This is a genomic window from Streptomyces sp. NPDC089424, assembly GCF_044749345.1.
Lineage (GTDB): Bacteria > Actinomycetota > Actinomycetes > Streptomycetales > Streptomycetaceae > Streptomyces.
The window spans coordinates 1074896-1095444 of sequence record NZ_JBIVHU010000001.1 but is presented as its reverse complement, the minus strand read 5'-3'; the positions used below and the strand labels follow the sequence as shown (position 1 = coordinate 1095444).

General features: G+C 72.1%; 18 protein-coding genes. 12 read left to right on the top strand and 6 right to left on the bottom strand.

What is annotated here, in order from left to right:
• Positions 1-42 precede the first annotated feature (42 nt).
• The 5 genes from ACIP2X_RS04850 to ACIP2X_RS04830 all read right to left on the bottom strand — a co-directional run bounded on the left by ACIP2X_RS04850 (position 43) and on the right by ACIP2X_RS04830 (position 6055).
• Positions 43-1647, bottom strand: coding sequence for an alpha-amylase family glycosyl hydrolase (locus tag ACIP2X_RS04850; protein ID WP_401667504.1), 1605 nt, complete (start codon positions 1645-1647; stop codon positions 43-45).
• Between the two features lie 111 nt (positions 1648-1758).
• Entirely contained in the window at positions 1759-2634 is an 876-nt protein-coding gene (locus ACIP2X_RS04845; protein ID WP_401667502.1) for a carbohydrate ABC transporter permease, read from the bottom strand.
• Between the two features lie 27 nt (positions 2635-2661).
• A complete protein-coding gene (locus ACIP2X_RS04840) occupies positions 2662-3621 on the bottom strand; it encodes a carbohydrate ABC transporter permease (protein WP_401667499.1) in 960 nt (319 codons plus the stop codon).
• An 88-nt stretch (positions 3622-3709) separates the two neighbouring features.
• On the bottom strand, positions 3710-5125 hold the full coding sequence (locus ACIP2X_RS04835) for an extracellular solute-binding protein (RefSeq protein WP_401667497.1): 1416 nt from the start codon (positions 5123-5125) through the stop codon (positions 3710-3712).
• 339 nt (positions 5126-5464) lie between these two features.
• On the bottom strand, positions 5465-6055 hold the full coding sequence (locus ACIP2X_RS04830; RefSeq protein ID WP_401667495.1) for a CGNR zinc finger domain-containing protein: 591 nt from the start codon (positions 6053-6055) through the stop codon (positions 5465-5467).
• A 128-nt stretch (positions 6056-6183) separates the two neighbouring features.
• On the opposite strand from ACIP2X_RS04830, the gene ACIP2X_RS04825 reads away from it, so the two are divergent.
• The 12 genes from ACIP2X_RS04825 to ACIP2X_RS04770 all read left to right on the top strand — a co-directional run bounded on the left by ACIP2X_RS04825 (position 6184) and on the right by ACIP2X_RS04770 (position 19349).
• On the top strand, positions 6184-7467 hold the full coding sequence (locus tag ACIP2X_RS04825; RefSeq protein WP_401667493.1) for an MFS transporter: 1284 nt from the start codon (positions 6184-6186) through the stop codon (positions 7465-7467).
• A 410-nt stretch (positions 7468-7877) separates the two neighbouring features.
• Complete coding sequence (locus ACIP2X_RS04820; RefSeq protein WP_401667490.1) at positions 7878-9164, top strand: ABC transporter substrate-binding protein; 1287 nt, start codon at positions 7878-7880, stop codon at positions 9162-9164.
• A gap of 1 nt (position 9165) precedes the next feature.
• The gene (locus ACIP2X_RS04815; RefSeq protein WP_401667487.1) at positions 9166-10101 is read left to right on the top strand and encodes a carbohydrate ABC transporter permease; all 936 of its coding nucleotides are present in this window, start codon (positions 9166-9168) and stop codon (positions 10099-10101) included.
• Positions 10101-10949: a carbohydrate ABC transporter permease gene (locus tag ACIP2X_RS04810; protein WP_401667484.1), complete on the top strand. Its 849-nt coding sequence runs from the start codon at positions 10101-10103 to the stop codon at positions 10947-10949. Before ACIP2X_RS04815 ends, ACIP2X_RS04810 begins: the two co-directional genes overlap by 1 nt.
• Positions 10946-13030: an alpha-galactosidase gene (locus ACIP2X_RS04805; protein WP_401667481.1), complete on the top strand. Its 2085-nt coding sequence runs from the start codon at positions 10946-10948 to the stop codon at positions 13028-13030. The genes ACIP2X_RS04810 and ACIP2X_RS04805 overlap by 4 nt, the downstream gene beginning before the upstream one ends.
• Positions 13031-13098: 68 nt before the next feature.
• Complete coding sequence (locus tag ACIP2X_RS04800) at positions 13099-13875, top strand: SDR family NAD(P)-dependent oxidoreductase (RefSeq protein ID WP_401667479.1); 777 nt, start codon at positions 13099-13101, stop codon at positions 13873-13875.
• A 59-nt stretch (positions 13876-13934) separates the two neighbouring features.
• Positions 13935-14687 (top strand): FadR/GntR family transcriptional regulator, encoded by a 753-nt coding sequence (locus ACIP2X_RS04795; protein WP_401667477.1) that lies wholly within the window; start codon positions 13935-13937, stop codon positions 14685-14687.
• Positions 14684-15829 carry a galactonate dehydratase gene (gene dgoD / locus ACIP2X_RS04790; RefSeq protein ID WP_401667474.1) on the top strand — a complete coding sequence of 382 codons (1146 nt, stop codon included), beginning with the start codon at positions 14684-14686 and terminating at the stop codon, positions 15827-15829. Before ACIP2X_RS04795 ends, dgoD begins: the two co-directional genes overlap by 4 nt.
• Positions 15826-16644: a hypothetical protein gene (locus ACIP2X_RS04785; protein ID WP_401667471.1), complete on the top strand. Its 819-nt coding sequence runs from the start codon at positions 15826-15828 to the stop codon at positions 16642-16644. The genes dgoD and ACIP2X_RS04785 overlap by 4 nt, the downstream gene beginning before the upstream one ends.
• Positions 16645-16699: 55 nt before the next feature.
• A complete protein-coding gene (locus tag ACIP2X_RS04780) occupies positions 16700-17332 on the top strand; it encodes a bifunctional 4-hydroxy-2-oxoglutarate aldolase/2-dehydro-3-deoxy-phosphogluconate aldolase (protein WP_401667469.1) in 633 nt (210 codons plus the stop codon).
• Positions 17333-17412: 80 nt separating this feature from the next.
• A complete protein-coding gene (locus ACIP2X_RS04775; RefSeq protein ID WP_401667466.1) occupies positions 17413-18363 on the top strand; it encodes an SMP-30/gluconolactonase/LRE family protein in 951 nt (316 codons plus the stop codon).
• Positions 18360-19349, top strand: coding sequence for a sugar kinase (locus ACIP2X_RS04770; RefSeq protein ID WP_401667464.1), 990 nt, complete (start codon positions 18360-18362; stop codon positions 19347-19349). Before ACIP2X_RS04775 ends, ACIP2X_RS04770 begins: the two co-directional genes overlap by 4 nt.
• Positions 19350-19431: 82 nt before the next feature.
• On the opposite strand, the gene ACIP2X_RS04765 is transcribed toward ACIP2X_RS04770, so the two are convergent.
• A complete protein-coding gene (locus ACIP2X_RS04765; RefSeq protein ID WP_401667462.1) occupies positions 19432-20454 on the bottom strand; it encodes a sulfotransferase family protein in 1023 nt (340 codons plus the stop codon).
• Positions 20455-20549: the final 95 nt, after the last annotated feature.

Below are 20549 nucleotides of genomic sequence, written 5' to 3'. Positions count from 1 at the left end.
CGCGCCCCCCTGCGGCGCGGACAGAACGCTTCCGTCACCGGGTCAGGCCCGCAGCCACACCGCCGTGTCCCGCGGCAGCGTTCCGTCGGTGTGCAGCGGGCCGCTGGCGAGCAGCAGCCGCGTGTGCGGCGGCAGTTCGGCCGGCCGGTCCGAGAGGTTGACCACGCAGAGCAGACCACCGGCCCGGGCGAAGGACAGGACGCCGTCCGCGGCGGGCTGCCAGGTCAGGGGGCCGTCGCCGAATCCGGGTTCGGAGCCGCGCATCATCAGGGCCTCGCGGTACAGCGTGAGCATGGACCCGGGGTCGGTGCGCTGCCGGTCGACGGCGTAGCGGTCCCAGTCCTCCGGTTGCGGCAGCCACGGCTGCGACGAGGCGCCGAAGCCGTACGACGGTGCCTCGGCCTCCCAGGGCAGCGGTACACGGCAGCCGTCGCGGCCCGGGTCGAGGCCGCCGGAGCGGAAGTGCATGGGGTCCTGGATACGGGCCGGCGGTATGTCGGCCTCGGGCAGGCCCAGTTCCTCGCCCTGGTAGAGGTAGACGGACCCCGGCAGGGCGAGGGTGAGCAGGGCGGCGGCGCGGGCGCGCCGGGTGCCGAGGGTGAGGTCGGTGGGGGTGCCGAACCGCTTCTTGGCGAAGTCGAAGCCGGTGTCCTCGCGCCCGTAGCGGGTGACGGTGCGGGTGACGTCGTGGTTGCACAGGACCCAGGTCGCCGGGGCACCGACGGGGGCGTGCTCGGCGAGGGTCGCGTCGATGGTGGCGCGCAGCCGCTCCGCCTCCCAGGGGCAGGTGAGGAAGTTGAAGTTGAAGGCGGTGTGGAGTTCGTCGGGGCGCAGATAGCGGGCGAAGCGTTCCGCGTCGGGCAGCCAGACCTCGCCGACGAAGACGGCGCCGTACTCGTCGGCGATCGCCCGCCAGGACCGGTAGACGACGTGCAGGTCGTCCTGGTCGATGTAGGGGTGGGGGTCGACGCCCTCCACGAAGTCGGCGAGCGCGGGGTCCTTCACGAGCAGGGCGGCGGAGTCGATCCGTACTCCCGCGACACCGCGCTCGAACCAGAAGCGGAGCACCTCCTCGTGTTCCCTGCGCACGTCCGGGTGGGCCCAGTTGAGGTCGGGCTGCTCGGGGGTGAACAGGTGCAGGTACCAGTCGCCGTCGGGGACCCGGGTCCAGGTGGTGCCGGAGAACTGGGAGGGCCAGTCGTTGGGCGGGAGTTCGCCGCTCCGTCCGCGTCCGGGACGGAAGTGGAAGCGCTCCCGCTCGGCACTGCCGGGTCCGGCCGCGAGCGCCTCCTGGAACCAGGTGTGCTGGTCGGACACGTGGTTGGGGACGATGTCGATGATGACCCGGATACCGAGGGCGGCGGCCTCGGCGATGAGCTTCTCGGCCTCGTCGAGGGTGCCGAAGGCCGGGTCGATGGCGCGGTAGTCGGCGACGTCGTAACCGCCGTCGACCATCGGGGAGGCGTACCAGGGCGTGAACCAGACGGCGTCGATGCCGAGTTCGGCGAGATACGGCAGTCTCGCCCGGACGCCCGCGAGGTCCCCGGTACCGTCGCCGTCGCCGTCGGCGAAGCTGCGGGGGTACACCTGGTAGATGACGGCGTCACGCCACCAGGCGTCGGTGCGGGGCGAGTGAGGGGCTGCCACGGGGCATGTCCTTTCGGGCAGGGTGGATCTTCGCCGCCGACCCGGACAGCGGGGCGTCGGACAGGCCGGCGGCGAAGGCTGGGGAGGAACGGTGGGCCGGGCGTGCGGGCGTCAGCCCTTGAGGCCGCCGGCGGTCAGACCGCTCATGATGTTGCGCTGGAAGACCAGGAAGATCAGCAGGGTGGGCAGGGAGGCGATGGTCAGCGCGGCGATGAGCACGTTCACCGGGACGCCGTTGGACAGCGAGTAGATGCCGACGTTGAGCGTCTGCTTCGCGGGGTCGGGCAGGGTGAGCATCGGCCAGAGGAAGTCCTTCCAGACGCCGACGACCGCGAAGATCGACACCACGCCGAGGATGGGCCGGGAGATCGGCAGCACGATCGACCACAGGGTGCGCATCGGGGACGCCCCGTCCATCGCCGCGGCGTCGAGGAGCTCCTTCGGGATGGAGTCGAAGAACCTCTTCAGCAGGAAGATGTTGAAGGCGTTGGTGACGGACGGCAGCCAGATCGCCCACGGCGTGTTCAGCAGGTTCCGTTCGACGATCGGCACGTCCAGGACGGTCAGGTACTGCGGGACGACGAGCACGGTCGCCGGGATCATCAGGGTGGCGAGCATCATCCCGAGGATCGCCTTGCCCAGCACCGGGCGCAGTTTGGACAGCGAGTACGCGGCCGCCACGTCGAGGACCAGTTGGAAGGCGAGCGCGCCGAACGCGTAGTAGAGGGTGTTGAAGAGCAGGGAGGACAGGTCCATGACCTCCCAGGCGCGGCTGTAGTTCTCCGGGGTGAAGCTCCCCGGCACCAGCGTCGGGGGTGTCCGGATGACTTCCTGGGCGTCCTTGAAACCGCTGGAGACGAGCCAGTACAGCGGTCCGAGGAAGACCAGGGTGAAGCCGCCGACGACCACGGTGAAGACGGTCCAGTAGACGGCCTTGGCACGGGGCTTGGCGCGCTGGGCCGGCGAGATGAGCGTACGCGTGGACATGATGTCTCTCTCTGTCTCTCTCCTGGCCTACTCGTCCTCGGCGCGGCTGAGCTTCACGTACGCCGCCGAGAACCCGGCGAGCAGCACGAGCAGGAGCAGACCGAGCGCGGCCGCGGCGCCGTAGTTGTTGAAGTTGAAGGCGTACTGGTAGATGAGGTAGACGACGGTGGTCGTGGACCCCTCCGGGCCGGCGCCGCCGGTGAGCAGGAACGGCTCGACGAAGACCTGCATCGTCGCGATGACCTGCATCAGCAGCATCAGGGAGAGGATCAGACGCGTCTGCGGGATGGTGACGTGCCAGATCTTGCGGAACAGTCCCGCGCCGTCGAGCTCGGCCGCCTCGTACAGCTCGCCGGGAATGCCCTGCAGGGCGGCGAGGTAGATGAGCGCGGCGCCGCCCATGTTCATCCAGGTCGAGGCGATGACGACGGAGAGCATGGACAGGTCCGGGTCCTGGAGCCACTGCTGCTGGGGCAGGTGCAGGAAGCTCAGCAGCTCGTTCAGGAGCCCGTATCCGGGGTCGTAGAGGTACTTGAAGAGCAGGACGGAGGCGACCGGCGGGAGCATCACCGGCAGGTAGACCAGCAGCCGGAGGTATCCCTGTCCGTGCTGGAACTCGTTGATGACGACCGCCACGACGAACGGGACCGCGAAGCCGAGGACCAGTGCGAGCACGGTGAACAGGAGCGTGTTGCGCCAGGCCTGCCAGAAGGCCGGGTCGTTGAAGACGGTGGTGAGGTTCTCCAGTCCGACCCAGGTCGTCTGCCCGCTCTCGGTCTTCTGGAAGGCCAGGAGGAACTCCCTGACCATGGGATACCAGGAGAACACCGCGAAGCAGACGACGGCTCCGACGAGGAAGCCGTGTGCTGTGAGATTGCGCCGCAGGCTCTTGGCGAACCGGCCACCGGGCGGTACGGGGCCCGTCGCGCGCGGCGTGGAGTGGCGGGGAGGTCCCGCCTTGCTCGGGGTCAGGCTGGGGGCCGACATCGTCGCTCCTCGGTACTGAACGTGCCTGTCTGCTGCCGGAGGGCTGCCGCCGGGCGGGCGGCCCGGTGGGCCGGCCCGCCCGGTCAGGTCACTGGTTGGCCAGGACCTGGTTGACCTGCGCCTCGGCGGTGGAAAGGAGCTTGTCGACGTCGGCGTCCTTGTTGGTGAGGATGCCGGACATCACGTTGTCGAGGACCTTGTAGATCTCCTGCGCCTTGGGCGGCTCGGCCTTGCCGGCGACGGGGTTGTCCATGAACGTCTTGAAGTTGGCGACCGGCATGGTGGCGTGCTCGGCGCGCGCGGCGTCGTCCTTGGCCTTGGACTCGTTCAGCCAGAAGTTGGGCTGCGGGACACCGACGGGCAGACCGTCCGCCTTGGCGCGCGCCCAGTCGAACTGGCCCTTGCCGACGGTGAGGTTCTTGAAGTTGAGCCAGGCGACGGCGGCCTTGATCTTGTCGGCCGAGATGCCCTGCTTGATCATGTAGTTGTTGCCGCCGGCCAGGGTGTTCTTGCCGCCGGGTATCGGGCCCATGCCGAAGTTCTCGTACTTCGCGCCGAGTTGCTGGACCATGTACGCGATGTCGTCGGGGGCGGCGAGGAACATGCCGAGCTTGTCGGTCGCGATCTGCTTCTGGAGGTCGCCCCACTTCAGCAGCTGGGTCTTGCCCATGCTGTCGTCCTCCCACCGCATGGCGTGGAGGTTCTCGGCGACCTGCTTGCCCAGTTCGTTGTTGAAGGCGGCCTTCTTGCCGCTCGCGTCCACGATGTCACCGCCGAGGCTGTACATCTGCGCGGTGAAGTGCCATCCGCCGGTGTTGCCCGCGCTGTACTCGCCGAAGCCGGCCGTGCCGTTGCCGAGGCCGGCGATCTTCTTGGCCGCGGCACGCACCTCCTCCCAGGTGCGCGGCGGGCTGTCGGGGTCGAGGCCGGCCTGCTCGAAGAGCTTGCGGTTGATCAGCAGACCCATCGTGTAGTTGCTGGTGGGCAGGCCGTAGAGCTTGTTCTCGTGCTTGAGCGAGCCGAGGACGTTGGGGTCGATGTCCTTCAGCGCCGGCACGGACTTGTCGTTGACGTACGCGGTGATGTCGGCGGCGCCGTCGTTGTCGAGCACCTGCGCCAGGTCGGTGAAGTAGGTGTAGAACACGTCCGGCTGCGACTTGGCCTTGAGCATGGCCGTGAAGCGCGGCGGCTCGAGACACTGGCCGGGGGTGGAGCGGCCCTCGATGGTGACGTTCGGGTAGGTCTTGTTGAACTCGGCGACGTCCTCCTTCCACTCCTTGAGTTCCGCCGCCTTCGCCGCCGGAGGCATGCAGTCGATGGTGATGGTGACCTTCGTCTTCGGGTCCAGCGGGGCGGACGGATCGGACGCGCCGCTCCCCTCGGACGTGCCGTCGTTGTCGTCGCTGCTGCTCGTGCCGCAGGCGGCGAGCGCGGTCAGCGTGAGGGCGGAGACGAGGGCGACCGCGCCGGCGCGGCGGGTACGGCGGAACCGGGCACTTCTCATGGTGGACCCCTTCGGGCATGAACGTGGAGGTCGCCCCACCACCGGACGGCTGATGCGTTGTGGGGCGGGCCACACTCAACCACCCCCGACAAGTGAACGCAAGATATCGCGCCGTTTTCGTAATTGCTCGACAAAGGAGTGTCAGAGGGGGCCGCGGATCACTCTGATCAGTGCATGGAGCCCCGCAAGGTCCGCACCGGCCCAGGACTGACGGCGGGGAGGACATTCCGGTGCGCGGTCCGCACGGGGGCGCGGCGCGTTGTCGGTCTTTTGCGCGGGATCCGTCGGCGGCGTGACGGCGTGGGGCTCAGGCACGGCACGCGTCCGTCCGCACCGCTTTCAGCGCGGCCCGTCGGCCTTCGCCCCGTCGGCCTTCTTGCGCGCCCGGTAGGCCGCAACGTTCTTCCGGTTGCCGCAGACCTCGTAGGAGTGCCACCGCTGGGTGCGGCTGCGGGTCGTGTCGTAGAAGGCGTGCCCGCAGCGTTCGTTGGCGCAAACGCGCAGCCGGGACCAGGTGCCGGCGTCCACGAGTTCCGCCACCGCCAGGGTGATCGCGCCGAGCACGGGGTCACCGGCGACCTGGCGCGTCCGCACCCTTCCGGGCGCCGAGAACTCGTGCCGCAACGCGACCGAGGCGGCATGGTCGGAGAGGTCCGCCCAGCCGTCCGCCGCTTCGGCGGCGTCCCGCGCCGTGACCAGGCGCAGGAGGATCTCGCGCAGCGCGCGGATCCCGGCGAGGCGTTCCGGTGACGGCGGACCGGCGTCGGGCCCGGCGAACGGACTCAGAACGCCGCTCGCCGTAGCGGGATCCTCCAGCGCCTCCGGAAAGAGGTGGGCGGTGCTGTGCGGCCGTGAATTCAGCAGGTCCACGATCGCCGCGGCCGTGGCGGGGACCTCCCGCGCGGCCTCCGATCCTCGGGTTCCGGTCACCTGGCCACCGTAGTGCACAGGGTCTACTCCAAGAAGGGGATTACATCGGCGGTCGCGCGTGTTGGCGCGTAAGCAACAACAGACATTTGACCCTTACGCTCCCCACGACCTCCCCGAGGAGAGACCTCGTGCACCCCAAGCTCCCGGCGAGGCGGATACCGCGCACGGCCGGCTTCTGGCTGCTGGCCGTCACCCTGCTGGCAGTGCTGGCCGCGTCCGCCGCCCCTTCTCCGCTCTACGTGGTCTACCAGGCCCGATGGGGCTTCTCACCGACGGTGCTGACCGCGATCTTCGCGATCTACGTCGTGGCCCTGCTGGTGGCGCTGCTCACCGTCGGCGAGCTCTCCGACCATGTCGGCAGGCGGCCCGTACTGGCCGCCGCGCTGGTCGTGGAGGCCGCCTCCATGGTCGTGTTCCTCACCGCCGACGGAGTCGGTCCGCTGCTGGTCGCCCGGACCCTGCAAGGCCTCGCGACCGGCGCGGCGACCGGTGCCCTCAGTGCCGGGCTGCTGGATCTCCAGCCCTCGCCCGGCTCTTCGCTCGGCCCGCTGCTGAACAGCGTCGCTCCCGCCTCCGGCCTGGCCGCCGGAGCGCTGGGCACCGGGCTGCTGGTGCAGTACGCCCCGGCTCCGACCACCCTGGTCTTCGCGCTGTTCACCGTGCTCTTCGTGCTGCTCGCCGCGGCGATGCTGCTGCTGCCCGAGCCGGTCACACCGCGCCGGGGAGCCTGGGCCTCGCTGCGGCCGCGGGTGTCCGTGCCCGCAGCGGCCCGGACGACGTTCCTGGCCGCGGCGCCCGCCCTGATCGCCACCTGGGCGCTGGGCGGCCTCTATCTCGCGCTCGGCCCCTCGCTGGCCGCGGAGGGCCTGCACATCGGGAACCGGCTGATCGGCGGTCTGGTGGTGACGACGCTCTTCGGCGCGGGAGCGGCGGCCTCCCTGCTGGTCCACACCAGGACGCCGCACCGGGTGATCGCCGTCGGCTCCGTGGCCCTCGCGGCCGGCACCGGCCTGACCCTGCTCGCCCTCGCCGCGTCCTCGGCGCCGTTGTTCTTCCTCGCGACGGCCCTCGCCGGCGCCGGTTTCGGCAGCACCTTCCTGAGCGCCTTCCGCTCACTCGCGGCGCTGGCGGGCCCCGGCGACCGGGCGAAGCTGATCGCCTCCGTCTACGTCGTCAGCTATCTGGCCCTCAGCGTCCCCGCCGTCCTCGCGGGGCTCGCCGTGCCGTCGCTCGGCCTGGACACGACGACGACGATCTACGGTGCCGGGGTCGTCGTGCTGGCCCTGGTGGCCGCCGTGTCCATGACGGTCGTCCGCAAGGCCCCCGCCACACCGTTGGTGCTGGTGGCCTCCTCGGCGGACCGGGACGTCGTGTCCCGGCCCGGGACCTGCGGTGCGCGGTCCGGCGGCTGAGTCCCGGGCGGGTCACCGCATCCCTGGACGGGCGGCGCGGCCGCGCAGTGGTACGCCACTGCGCGGCCGTTTCGCTGCCGCCGCCTCGGACGGGAACGTATGACGGCCAAAGGCTCCGGCGCGTGAGGTCTCCTGTCAACCCTCCGGAACCGCCCTGCCCCCACTTTCTATTAAATTAGGAATTAATGTTGACAGGGTGGCGACCGCACGCCACAGTCTTCGCCGTGACGCCGACGGCCCCTCCCCAGCGCGGCCCGCGTCATGTGCCCGCACCTTCAACCCAGTTCAAATAAATTAGTAATTATTCTTGACGTGGCGGGAGTGCCACGCGAACCTGGATCCGCGCGAGGGGGGCCCTCCCACCCCTGACGGCTGCGGCCCAACCCGCGCGGATCCGCAAGGAGTTCTCCATGACCAACCACCAGACCAGCCGGCGCCGGTTCCTCGCCGGGCTCGGCGCCGCCGGGACGACGGCGCTGCTCAGCGGCTGTGTCACCTCCACCCCCTCCGGCAAGAGCTCCTCCGGCGGCGCGGTGACCCTGCAGTCCAACCTCTCGGCGCCGCAGGCCAAGGCCGCGATGGAGGACCTCGTCGCCGCGTACGGCAAGAAGGGGTCCGGGAGCGCCACCCTCAACACCGTCGCCGCGGAGACCTTCCGCACCCAGCTGCCGACGTACCTCACCTCCGCCAACCCGCCGGACGTGTACACCTGGTACCCCGGCTCGGTCGCGGAAGCGTACGCCAAGAAGGACCTCCTGCTGGACCTCGGCGAGGTCTGGGAGTCGCCGGACCTCAAGAAGTACTCCAAGGCCCTGAACAGCCTGTGCACGGCGAGCTCCGGCAAGAAGGTCTTCGTGCCCACCACGTACTACTGGTGGGGCATGTTCTACCGGAAGTCCCACTTCGCCAAGTGGGGCGTGAGCGAGCCGCAGACCTGGGACGACTTCCTCGACCTGTGCGACAAGCTCAAGAGCAAGGGCATCGACCCCATCGGGCTCGGCGCGGGCGGCAACACGCCCTGGGTCGCCTCGGCCTGGTTCGACTACCTGAACATCCGGATCAACGGGGCCGACTACCACCGCAAGCTGCTCGCCGGTGAGCACCGCTTCGACGACCCCGAGGTCCGCAAGGTCTTCGACCGCTGGACCGAGGTGCACCCGTACTTCGATCCGAACGGCACCGCCGTCGCCTTCCAGGACGCCACGACCTCGCTGCTCAACGGCCGTACCGGCATGATGCTGATCGGCACCTTCTTCGCCGACGCCGCGCCCAAGGAAGCCCTCGACGACATCGACTTCTTCCGGTTCCCGGTCATCGACCCGAAGGTCCCGCTGGCCGAGGAGGCCCCGACCGACGGCTACTTCGCCAGCGCCCGCACCGGCCGCGGCGACCAGGTCGTCGACCTGCTGCGCTACCTCGCCACGGCCGAGGCCCAGGAGATATACATCAAGGGGTCCTCCGGCACCGCCCTGCCGTGCCACCCGGACGCGAAGGACGCCGGCACCGACCTGGTGAAGAAGGGCCGCGCCCACGTGGCGGAGGCCAGCGAGATCACCCAGTTCTTCAACCGGGACTCCAGCGACGCCCTCCAGCCGAGCGCCGACACCGCGCTGACCAAGTTCCTGGCACAGCCCAAGTCCGTCGGCGGCATCCTGACCGACTGGCAGCGCGACGCCGAGAAGATCTGGCGGGGCTGACGTGGCCGTCCTGACCGCCCCGGAACGCAAGGCCCCGTCCCGGCAGCCGCACCGTGCCGGACGGGGCCGGGGCCCCAGCCGTACCCCCGCCCTGGTGCTCGTGTTCGTCCTCGTCCCGCTGCTGGCGGAGGCGCTGTGGGTGTTCTGGCCGGCCCTCCAGGGCTTCTACCTCTCCCTCACCCGCTGGGACGGCGTCTCGACCCCGCAGTTCGTCGGACTGGACAACTTCCGCGAGATGGCCGGCGACGAGATCTTCCTCGGCGCGGCCGGCAACACGGTGCTGTGGCTGGTGCTGTTCGGCGGCCTGTCCGCGCTGCTCGGCCTGGCCACCGCGATGCTGCTCCAGCAGGAGCGGCGCGGGGTCGGCTTCTACCGCGCCGCCCTGTTCCTGCCCGTCGTGTTCTCCCTGGTCGCCACCGCCCTGGTGTGGCAGGCGATCTACCAGCCCGACGGCGTCCTCAACCAGCTCCTGGAATCCGTCGGACTCGGCAACCTGCGCCACGCCTGGCTCGCCGACCAGGACACGGCGCTGTACGCGGTGATCGTCCCCGCGCTGTGGCGGCAGATCGGCTACGTCATGGTCCTGTACCTGGCGGGCCTCAAGGGCATCGACCCGGCACTCTACGAGGCTGCCAAGGTCGACGGCGCCTCGGCGTGGCAGCGCTTCCGCCACGTCACCCTGCCGCAGCTGCGCGGTGTCAACGCCGTCGTCCTGTCCGTCATCATCATCGACTCACTGCGTTCCTTCGACGTCGTGTGGGCACTGACCCGCGGCGGCCCCTACCACTCGTCCGAGTTGCTGAGCACGTACATGTACTCGACCGCCTTCCAGTCCCTGCGCCTGGGCTACGGCTCCGCCCTGGCCGTCGTCATCTTCGTGCTGGCCTTCGGCGTCATCTGCTCCTACCTCGTCCGTGCGTTCCGGGAGGCCGACTGATGGCCCTCAACTCCGCGGCGCTGCGCCGCAAACGAGCCTCGACCGCGGCATTCCACCTGGGCGCCGGGTCACTGGCGGTGCTGTGGCTGCTGCCCATCGCGCTCGTCCTGGTCACCAGCCTGCGCTCCTTCGACGACATCGCCGCGCACGGCCTGGGCAGTTGGCCGCGCTCCTTCACCCTGGCGAACTACGGCCAGGCCTGGGCCGACGGCGGACAGCAGCAGGCCCTGATCAACAGCCTGGTCGTGACCGTTCCGTGCGTGCTCGTGACGCTGGCCCTGGCGGCGATGGCCGCGTTCGGTCTCAGCCGCTACGAGATGCCCTTCCGGCGCACCCTGTTGCTGCTGATGCTCGGCGGCAACCTGCTCCCCCCGCAGATCCTGCTCATCCCGGTATCCAAGCTCAGCGAGATCATGGGCGTCTACGACACCCTGCCCGCCCTCATCGGGGTGCAGATCGGTTTCGGCGTCGGCTTCTACGTCTTCGTCCTGTACGGCTTCATGCGTGCCATACCGCCCGAGATCCAGCAGGCGGCGGTCGTCGACGGCGCCGGGCCCTGGCAGATCTTCTGGCGCATCATCCTGCCCCTGGCGCGCCCCGCGCTCGCCGCGCTGAGCGCCCTGTCGTTCACCTGGATCTTCAACGACCTGCTGTGGGCCATCACCGTGCTGCGCAGCGACACCAAGATGCCGATCACGGCGGCGCTGATCGGACTCCAGGGACAGTACGTCTCGATGTGGAACGTGATCGCCGCCGGTTCGGTCATCGCGGCCGCGCCCACCGTGGCCGTGTTCCTGAAGTTCCAGCGGCACTTCGTGGCCGGCCTCAATCTCGGAGCGGTGAAGTGACATCCCCTCGACGCTGGACCCTGCGCACCCGGCACACCAGCTACACGGTCCGCCTCTCCCCCGACGGCCCGTGGGCCGAACTCGACGCCTGGGGCCCGCTCGGCGTCGAGGACGGACCCTCGGCCCTCGACTGGTCGCACCGCACGCACTTCATCACACCCGCGGACGCCGCCCCCGCCGAGTACGTCCCGCACGGCCTGCGCCCGTTCACCGGCGCCGACCTGGTGGCGTCACGACCGGGCGGCGAACGCGGCGTGTGGTGGGAGTTCGCGTCGGCGCAGGAGGGCGAGGGGACGCTGCGTCTCGCCTTCACCGACGACGTCCTCGGGCTGCGCACGGTGCTGTGCTACGAGACCGTGCCCGAAACGGACGTCGTCCTGCGCTGGACCGAGCTGACCTGCACCGGTGACGAGGAACTGCGCCTGGAGCGCATCGACTCGGCGGGGGTGAACATCCCCGTCAGCGGCACGGCACGGCTGACGTATCTCACCGGCCAGTGGTCCCAGGAGTTCCAGCGCACCCAACTCGACCTGCCCAGGGGCACCTTCACCATGGGCAGCGTCCAGGCTGCCCCCGGGCACGCCTACGCGCCCTGGCTCGCGGTGCAGGACGGGACGTCGCAGGCGGCCTACGGCATCGCCCTCGAATGGCCGGGCAACTGGCACATGAGCGCGCAGGCCGAGCCGGGCGGCGCCGTCCGGCTCCGTGCCGGGCGGGTCCCGCACGAGGGCGCCGTGTTCCTGGCGCCCGGCGAGACCCTTGCCACCCCCCGGCTGGCCTGCGCCTTCAGCTCCGGCGGACTCGACGGACTGGCCCGTGTCTGGCACCGCTACGAACGTCACCTCACCGGTGAACGCCTCGACCGTCCCCGCAAGGTCCTCTACAACTCCTGGGAGGCGACCGGGTTCGACGTCGACGCGGCGGGCCAGCTGGAGCTGGCCGAGGTCGCCGCCGACATCGGCGCCGAGCTGTTCGTCGTGGACGACGGCTGGTTCACCGGCCGCGCCGACGACACCGGCGGCCTCGGCGACTGGTACCCGGACCCGGCCGCCTTCCCGCAGGGCTTCGGACGGTTCGTCGAGGACGTCCGGGCGCTGGGACTGGACTTCGGGCTGTGGGTCGAACCCGAGGCGATCAGCCCGGCCAGCGAGCTGTACGCCGCACATCCCGAGTGGGTGTACCGGATCGACGGCCGCCCGGCCCGTCTGGTCCGCAACCAGCTCCTGCTCGACCTCGGGCGCGCGGACGTCCAGGACTTCGTGATCGCGACGCTCGACCGGCTGCTCACCGAGCATCCCGTCAGCTACCTCAAGTGGGACATGAACCGGCCGCCCACCGAACGCGGGCGTCCCGGCGGTGGCCCCGCCGACCATCTGGACCTGGACGCCCAGCACGTCGCGGGATATCTCCGTGTACTGGACCATCTGCGCGCCGCCCACCCCGACGTCACCGTCGAGGGCTGCGCCGGCGGCGGTGGCCGCGTCGAGCACGCGACGATCGCGCGCACCGACGTCGTGTGGCCGAGCGACAACACCGCCCCGCTGGACCGGCTGGCCATCCAGCACGGCTTCCTGCACGCCCACGCTCCGCATGTCATGAGCTCCTGGGTCACCGACGCGCCCGGCGTGTTCGACCCGCGTCCGCGCAGCCTCGCCTTCCGCTTCGTCAACGCCATGTGCGGAGTGCTCGGCATCGGCGCCGACCTGCGCGCCTGGACGCCGCAGCAGCGCGCCGAGGCCGCCCACTGGATCGCCCGGTACAAGGACGTACGCGACGTCGTCCACCGCGGTGACGTGCACCTCCTGGGCGGCCCCGCGGACCCGACCTGCGGGGTGCAGTACGACGATCCCGGGACGGGGCGCACGGTCGTCGCCGCGCTCAGCACCGGGCGGCTGGACGGCGCGCCCCTGGTGCCCGGCCGGCCCTCCCGGCTCCGGCTGCGCGCACTCGAACCGCGGGCCCGCTACCGGGACGCAGCCTCGGACCGGACGTACAGCGGGGCTCATCTGCTGCATTACGGGCTGCCGTTCGCGTGGAGCGCCGATCACGACGCCGAGCTCGTGGTGCTGACCCGGCTGTGAGCCCGTACGACATATGTTCTCAGGACGGCCCGACCAGCCGTCCCGCGCACGCGAAGGAGTTCAGCCCCATGACGGAGCAGCCCGCACCACGGCCCGGTGCCCGCTTCACCGGCCGTACCGCCGTGATCACCGGGGCCTCCTCCGGGATCGGGGCCGCCACCGCCGAACGCCTCGCCGAGGAGGGCGCGGCGGTCGTGCTCGCCGACATCGCCGAGGAGCGGGGCGAGGCCGTCGCCGAGCGGATCGCCAAGGAGGGCGGCCGGGCCCGGTTCGTGGCGGCCGACGTCTCCGCGGAGGACGACTGGACACGGATAGCGGCCGCCGCGCACGCCTTCGGTCCCGTCGACCTCCTCGTCAGCAACGCCTACACCGTCGAGGTGACGCCGGCGCACGCCCTGTCCCTCGCCTCCTGGCAGCGGCAACTGTCCGTCAACCTCACGGGGAGCTTCCTCGGTGTCCGGGCGATGCTGCCCGACCTGCGCGAGCGCGGGGGTGCCGTGGTGCTGACCTCGTCGGTCCACGCCCACCGGGGCATCCCCGGTCATCCCGCCTACGCGGCCACCAAGGGCGCCCTGCTGTCCCTGTGCGGCCAACTGGCCGTCGAGTACGGGCCGCAGGTGCGGGTCAACGCCGTGGTGCCGGGCCCGATCCTGACGGCGGCGTGGGACAGGGTGACGCCCGAGGACCGGGAGCGCAGCGTGGCCGAGACGGCCGCCCGCCGCTTCGGCACCCCCGAGGAGGTGGCCGCGGCCATCGCCTTCCTCGGCGCCGACGAGGCCTCGTACATCACCGGGACCTCGCTGGTGGTGGACGGCGGCTGGAGCGTCGTGAAGGCCTCCGCATGATCCGGTGCCCGCTCGCGAGCCCCGCTCACGCGCCCCTCTCAGCAGAAAGGCTGTAGACGATGACGCCCTACGCCCGCCGCGGCGTGCACGGCCAGACCGTGGAAGTGCTCGCCCGCCGCATCCTCGGCGGTGAGATCCCCGAGGGGAGCACGCTGGATCTGGTGGCGCTTCAGAGCGAGTTGGACGTGAGCCTGACGGCCCTGCGCGAGTCGCTGAAGGTGCTGGCCGCCAAGGGGATGGTCGACGCCCGCCAGCGGCGCGGTACCTTCGTGCGCGCCCGCGCCGAGTGGAACCTGCTCGACGCCGACGTGCTGCGCTGGCAGTTCGAGGGCGGCCGTACGACCGACGCCGACGCGTTGCTGCTGCGCAACCTCGCCGAGGTGCGCGCCATCATCGAACCGGCCGCGGTCCGGCTGGCCGCGGAGCGCCGCACCGATGACGATCTGGCCGCTCTGGACGGCGCGCTGGCGGCGATGGAGCAGGACGACGCCGACGCCGCCCACGCCGTCGACGCCGACCTCGCCTTCCACCGCGCCCTGCTCGCCGCCACCCACAACGAGCTGCTCGAACGCATGGAGATGGTCATCGAGTCGGGCCTCGCCCACCGCGACCGCATCGTGCACAGCTCGCCGCACGGCGAGGACCCGGTCCCGGCGCACCGCGCCGTGCTGGACGCGGTCCGCGACCGTGACCCGCGGGCCGCCGAGGCCGCGATGCGCGCGCTGCTCGACCAGGCGGGCCGCGATCTGGACCGGGTCGGCACCACCGACGAAGAGACGCACGACGAGACGGAAGGTTCCCGCCCTCAGTGAAGATCACCCGTATCGAGACCTTCCTCGTGCCGCCGCGCTGGCTGTTCTGCCGCGTCGAGACCGACGAGGGCGTGGTCGGCTGGGGCGAACCCGTCGTGGAGGGCCGCGCCGAGGTGGTCCGGGCCGCCGTCGACGTGCTGGCCGAATACCTCGTCGGGCAGGACCCGTTGCGCGTCCAGGACCACTGGCAGGTGCTCACCAAGGGCGGCTTCTACCGGGGCGGCCCCGTCCTGTCGAGCGCCGTCGCCGGACTGGACCAGGCCCTGTGGGACATCGCCGGGAAGACCTACGGTGCCCCGGTGCACGCCCTGCTGGGTGGGCCGGTGCGCGACCGGGTGCGCGTCTACACGTGGATCGGTGGCGACGAACCCGCCCAGATCGGCGAGCAGGCGGCGGCCCAGGCCGAGGCGGGCTTCACCGCGGTCAAGATGAACGCGGCCGGAGCCACGTCACCGGTCACGAGCGCCGCGGAGACCGCCGCGGTCGTGGCCCGGGTGGCCGCCGCCCGCGAGGCGCTCGGCCCGGACCGTGACGTCGCCGTCGACTTCCACGGCCGTTTCAGCGCGGCCGGAGCCCGTCGCGTGCTGACCGAACTCGCGCCCCTGCACCCCCTGTTCGCGGAGGAGCCGGTTCTCCCCGAGCAGAACCATCTGCTGCCCGGCCTGGTCGCCGCGAGCTCCATCCCGCTCGCCACCGGCGAACGGCTCTACGGGCGCGCCGAGTTCCTGCCCGTGCTCGCCGCCGGTGTCGCCGTCGCGCAGCCCGACCTGTCGCACGCCGGCGGGATCTCCGAGGTGCTGCGCATCGCCTCGCTCGCCGAGACCTACGGCGCCCAGCTCGCCCCGCACTGCCCACTCGGCCCGATAGCCCTGGCGGCCAGCCTCCAGGTCGCCTTCGTCACCCCCAACTTCCTGATCCAGGAACAGAGCCGGGGCATCCACTACAACAAGGACGCCGACCTGCTGTCCTACCTGGTCGACACGGAGCCGTTCCGCTTCGTCGACGGCCATGCCCTGCGCCACGACACCCCGGGGCTCGGCATCACCGTCGACGAGGACGCGGTACGCGCCGCCGACCGCACCGGTCACGCCTGGCGCAACCCGGTGTGGCGGCACCCCGACGGCTCCTTCGCGGAGTGGTGAGCGTGCCGCTGGAGATCGTCACCGACCTCGCGCACGGCGGCCGTTGGACGTCCCTGCGCTCGGGCGGGCGGGAGTGGCTGTGGCGGTGCCCGGCGGCGCGGCGGGAGGGTGTTTCCCCGGGGGACCCCTTCGTGGACGCGGGCGGGCTGGAGGAGTGCGTCCCCACCGTCCGCGGCACCCCCGACCACGGCGACGTCTGGTCCCGGGCCTGGACGCGCGAGGCCGGACGCGACGTCGTCCACGCCGACCGGTTCACGCTCGCCCGCACCCTGCGCGCCACCACCGACGGCGCCGAGGCCGACTACGTGCTGACGGCGGACGCCGGATTCCGCTTCGTGTGGGCGGCGCACGCCCTGCTGGACCTCTCCGAGCAGGCGAGCCTGCGCCTGCCCCACGCGGCACGGACCCGGCTGTTCCCCGAGGCGGCCGTCCTGCTGGACCGGCCGTGGCCGCGGGGTGCCGCGTGGGTCGAGGGCGACTGGCCCGCCCCGTGCGGGCTGCGCATGGACACGCTCGGCCCGGACGACGGCACCGCCGTCGGCGCCGTCGTGGACGCCACGCGGGCCTGCGTCCACGACGGCCCGGACCGGCTGTCCCTGGCCTTGGAAGCCGACGGTCAGCCGACCTCCGTCGCGCTGTGGCGCAACCTGGGCGGCTTCCCCTCCCCGAGCCCCTACCGCAGCACCGGCGTCGAGCCCATGCTCGGCCGGGTCTTCGACCTCGCCGAGGCCGGCCCCGGTGACGCCGCCCGTGTCCCCGACTCCGGTGAGGTGCGCTGGCGGCTGACGCTGAACACGCACTGCCACTGCGCCTGAACCGGCCCATGGGACATCCGTGCCCCCCTTGCGAGAAACCAGAAGGAGCCCCTCCATGGATCTTCGAGCGGCCCTGGCCGCCCACCGCCTGGTCGCGATCGTGCGCGGCTCCGACCCCGAGGCGGCGCTGCGTACCGTGCTGACCCTGGCGGAGGAGGGTGTCGAGCTGATCGAGGTCTCCTTGAGCGGCACGGACGCCCTGTCCGTCATCGAGCGGGCCGGCGCGGAACTCGGCGGCGACCTCCCCCTCGGTGCCGGCACCGTCCTCAGCGGCGACGACGCCCGTGCCGCGCACCGGGCCGGCGCACGCTGGGCCGTCACGCCGGCGGTCGGCGAAGGAGTCGGCGCCGCGTACGCGCTCGGCATGCCGGTCCTGGCGGGGGTGATGACCCCGACGGAGATCCTGGCCGCACGCACGCGGGGCGCCACGGCGCTGAAGATCTTCCCGGCCGCCCAGGCAGGCGGCCCCGCGTACCTGAAAGCCCTGCGCGCCCCGTTCCCGCACGAGCTGTTCGTGCCGGTGGGAGGCGTCGACGAGGCGGCCGCCGAGGCCTATCTGGCCGCCGGCGCGACCGCCGTCGGGGTCGGCTCGCCCCTGGTCGGCGACGCCGCCGAGGGCGGCAGCCTCACCGCGCTGCGGCAGCGCGCCCGCGCCTTCCGGGCCGTCGTGCACAAGGCGACGCCGTGAACGGGGCAGGCGATCCCTCCGTCTCCGGAGCCGGCGGCGGCCCCGAAGCCCACGCGACGACCGACACCGAGAGCCATGCGATGACCCGAGCAGATGACAGCGCCGTGCCCGAAGCCGAGGGCGGTGCCCGTGCCGCAGTCCGTGCCGTCACCGGAGCCGACGTCCTGGGGCCCGATCGGCTGGAGCTCGGGGAGGGCATCCGCTGGACGGACCGCGGGCTCGTCCTCGTCGACATCCTCGCGGGCCGTCTGCTCACCGCCTCCGGCGGAGGGGGCGAGCACTTGCAGGAGGTGACCCGGCTGCCCGTGCCGCTCGGCGCGGTGGCGCCCGTGGCGGACACCGCCGGTGTCTGGATCGCCGCCGCGGGCACCGGAATCTGCCTGCTCGACGCCTCGGGAACCACCCGCTGGCTGGCCCGGCCCGAGGCGGGCGCCGCGCCGCCCCTGCGCATGAACGACGGGGCCGCCGACCCGTCCGGGCGCTTCTGGGCGGGCAGCATGGACTACGCCGCCGCTCCGGGCCGCGGCTCGCTCCACCGGGTCGACCACGACGGCACGGTGACCCGCGTGCTCGACGGCATCACCGTGCCGAACGGACCGGCGTTCACGGCCGACGGCACCACCATGTACCTGGCGGACAGCGCGCGCGGCGTCGTCCGGCGGTACCCCGTGGACCCGGTCACCGGGGACCTCGGGACGCCCGAGACGTTCGTGACCGTCGACGACGGCAGTCCCGACGGCATGGCGGTGGACGTCGAGGGCGCCGTGTGGATCGCCGTCTGGGGCACGGGAACCGTCCGCCGGTACCGCGCGGACGGCCGTCTCGACACCACGCTCGCGCTGCCCGCACGCCAGCCCGCCGGCGTGTGTCTGCGCGAGGACGTCCTCCACGTCACGACCGCGCACGTGGGGCTGGCCGCGCCCGGCCCGTACGACGGCGCCGTGTTCGCGGTGCGGGTGGACGTGCCGGGCCGGCCGGCGGACGCCTACCGTCATCGCGGCTCGCTGCCCTCCCCCCGGGAGGCGTCGTGACGGGCGCCTGGCGGCCCGCCGACGGACCGGTCGTCTGCGTCGGGGAGACGATGGCGGCCCTGGCCCCGCCCCCCACCGAGTCCCTGGAGACCGCCGCGGACCTGCGGGTGTCGGTGGCCGGCGCGGAGTCGAACGTCGCGATGTACCTCGCCGACCTGGGCGTCCCCGTGTCCTGGCTCTCCGCGCTGGGCGACGACGCGCTGGGGCGGCGGGTCCTGGCCGCGGTCGGCGCGGCGGGCGTCGACGTCGGCGGCGTGCGCCGGGACCCGGCGCGTCCCACGGGGCTGCTGGTGAAGGACCCCGCAGGTGACCGGACCCGGGTGCACTACTACCGCGGCGGTTCCGCGGCCTCGGCCCTGGGCCCCGCCGTCCTCGACGACGAACGCGTGCGCTCCGCGTCCCTCCTCCACCTCACGGGCATCACCCCGGCGCTCTCCCCGACCTGCGCGGCCCTGGTGGAGCGGGCGCTCGCGACCGCGCCGCAGGAGCGGGCCCACTGCGTCAGCTTCGACGTCAACCACCGCCCGGCCCTGTGGCCGCCGGGAACGGCCGCCACCGCGCTGCGCGACCTGGCCGACCGCGCCGACATCGTCTTCGTCGGACTCGACGAGGCACAGCACCTGTGGGACGCCGGTCTCCGGGCGGCGGACGTACGACGGCTGCTGCCGCGTCCCCGCGTGCTCGTGGTCAAGGACGGCGGGCGGGAGGCCACCGCCTTCACCGCCGAGGGCACCTGGACGGTGCCCGCCCTGCGCACGGACGTGGTGGAGGTCGTCGGGGCCGGTGACGCGTTCGCCGCCGGGTTCCTCACCGGCCTGCTGCGCGGTCTGGGCATGGAGCGGGCGTTGCGCCTGGGCCATGTCACGGCGGCCTCCGCGCTCCGGGTGACCGGCGACCACGGCCCGCTGCCGGACGGCGCCCGGATCAGCCGGCTGCTGGCCCTGCCGGCCGCCGAGTGGACGGCGGAGGAGGCCTCCGCACGCTGACACCCCGGCTCGGTGCCGGGCCGGGGGCAGTGGCCTTCGGTGAGCTGCCCCCCGGGTGGTGGGAGTCGCCGCCGCCCCGGTCTCACCCCGCCAGGACGCGGGTGCCCGGGGCGCAGCTCTGCTTCAGTTCCTCGAAGGCGGCGGGCGCAAGTCTTCGGGCGGCGCCGCGCCGGCCGTGGTCCAGCAGGGCGGCCGCGTCGCGCAGCCACCGCGGGTGGGGGGCCACGCCGATGAAGGCGGCCAGCCGGGTCAGTTCCGCCGCGGGATCGTCCAGGAGGTGCTCGTAAGTGAGCGTGGTGCCCCGGTCGGACGGCAGTCGGTCCAGGAACTCGGCACCCTCCGTGACGAGTTGGGACCACAGGGCGCCGAACGTCCGCAAGGGGATGTCCCGGTCGCGGACGAGAGCGGGATCGAAGCGGTCACCGAGGAGCGGGGAGAGGTCCGCCGGCAGCGCCCGCACCTGCGCGTCGGTGAGGTCGGCGAGACTGCCGGCGCCGGCGCGTGCCTTGATCTCGCGCAGCAAGGAGATGACCCGGTATCCGGGGTGACGGCTCATGGACAGCGCGCAGTCCGGCCCGTCCCTGAACAGATGCACGAAGCGCGCCTCGGGGAACGCCTCGCGGAGCATGGGCGCCCAGCCCGTGGAGTAACCGGAGCGCTCCACCACGGCCGTTCGCCCGAAGCGCGTGCAGAGCAGCCCGAACAGCGCGCGATGGTGCTCGGCGGGCGTGCGGGCGGGCCCGGCGGCGACCGCCGCGGCCAACTGGCCGAGCAGTCCGTCCGGGTCGTCGGTGAGGTGGGGCAGCACCATCAGCATGAGCGCGGGGACACCATCACTGTCCGCGGCGGGTCCGCCGGGAGGGCCGGTGTGGAGGAACTCGGGCAGGGGGAGGCCGCTGCGGATCATCCGCTCGAAGTGCGGGGCGGGCCGGGCCAGCGTCTGCCAGAACTCCTCGCCCGTCACCTTCCCTTCGGGGAACGAGGCATCCCCCACGGACGCCATGTACTCGTTGAGGCTGAGCACGTCGGGGTGGGCGTTGAGGATGCGCGACAGCGCGGTCGAGCCGCTGCGCCCGGTGCCGATGACGAAGGTCAGTGAACGCATGGTCCCCTTCCGCGACAAGTCGCCCTGCGGTGCCCGCTCACCGTATGCGACGGGGGCGTCACCCGGCGCCTGCTCGCGCTCGCCGGGGGCACCAG

Bases quoted from the DNA above. Each gene is read 5' to 3' on its own strand.
- ACIP2X_RS04845 (WP_401667502.1), bottom strand. From the start codon at position 2,634: ATGTCCACGCGTACGCTCATCTCGCCGGCCCAGCGCGCCAAGCCCCGT.
- ACIP2X_RS04840 (WP_401667499.1), bottom strand. From the start codon at position 3,621: ATGTCGGCCCCCAGCCTGACCCCGAGCAAGGCGGGACCTCCCCGCCAC.
- ACIP2X_RS04835 (WP_401667497.1), bottom strand. From the start codon at position 5,125: ATGAGAAGTGCCCGGTTCCGCCGTACCCGCCGCGCCGGCGCGGTCGCC.
- ACIP2X_RS04820 (WP_401667490.1), top strand. From the start codon at position 7,878: ATGACCAACCACCAGACCAGCCGGCGCCGGTTCCTCGCCGGGCTCGGC.
- ACIP2X_RS04810 (WP_401667484.1), top strand. From the start codon at position 10,101: ATGGCCCTCAACTCCGCGGCGCTGCGCCGCAAACGAGCCTCGACCGCG.
- ACIP2X_RS04800 (WP_401667479.1), top strand. From the start codon at position 13,099: ATGACGGAGCAGCCCGCACCACGGCCCGGTGCCCGCTTCACCGGCCGT.
- ACIP2X_RS04795 (WP_401667477.1), top strand. From the start codon at position 13,935: ATGACGCCCTACGCCCGCCGCGGCGTGCACGGCCAGACCGTGGAAGTG.
- ACIP2X_RS04780 (WP_401667469.1), top strand. From the start codon at position 16,700: ATGGATCTTCGAGCGGCCCTGGCCGCCCACCGCCTGGTCGCGATCGTG.
- ACIP2X_RS04775 (WP_401667466.1), top strand. From the start codon at position 17,413: ATGACCCGAGCAGATGACAGCGCCGTGCCCGAAGCCGAGGGCGGTGCC.
- ACIP2X_RS04765 (WP_401667462.1), bottom strand. From the start codon at position 20,454: ATGCGTTCACTGACCTTCGTCATCGGCACCGGGCGCAGCGGCTCGACC.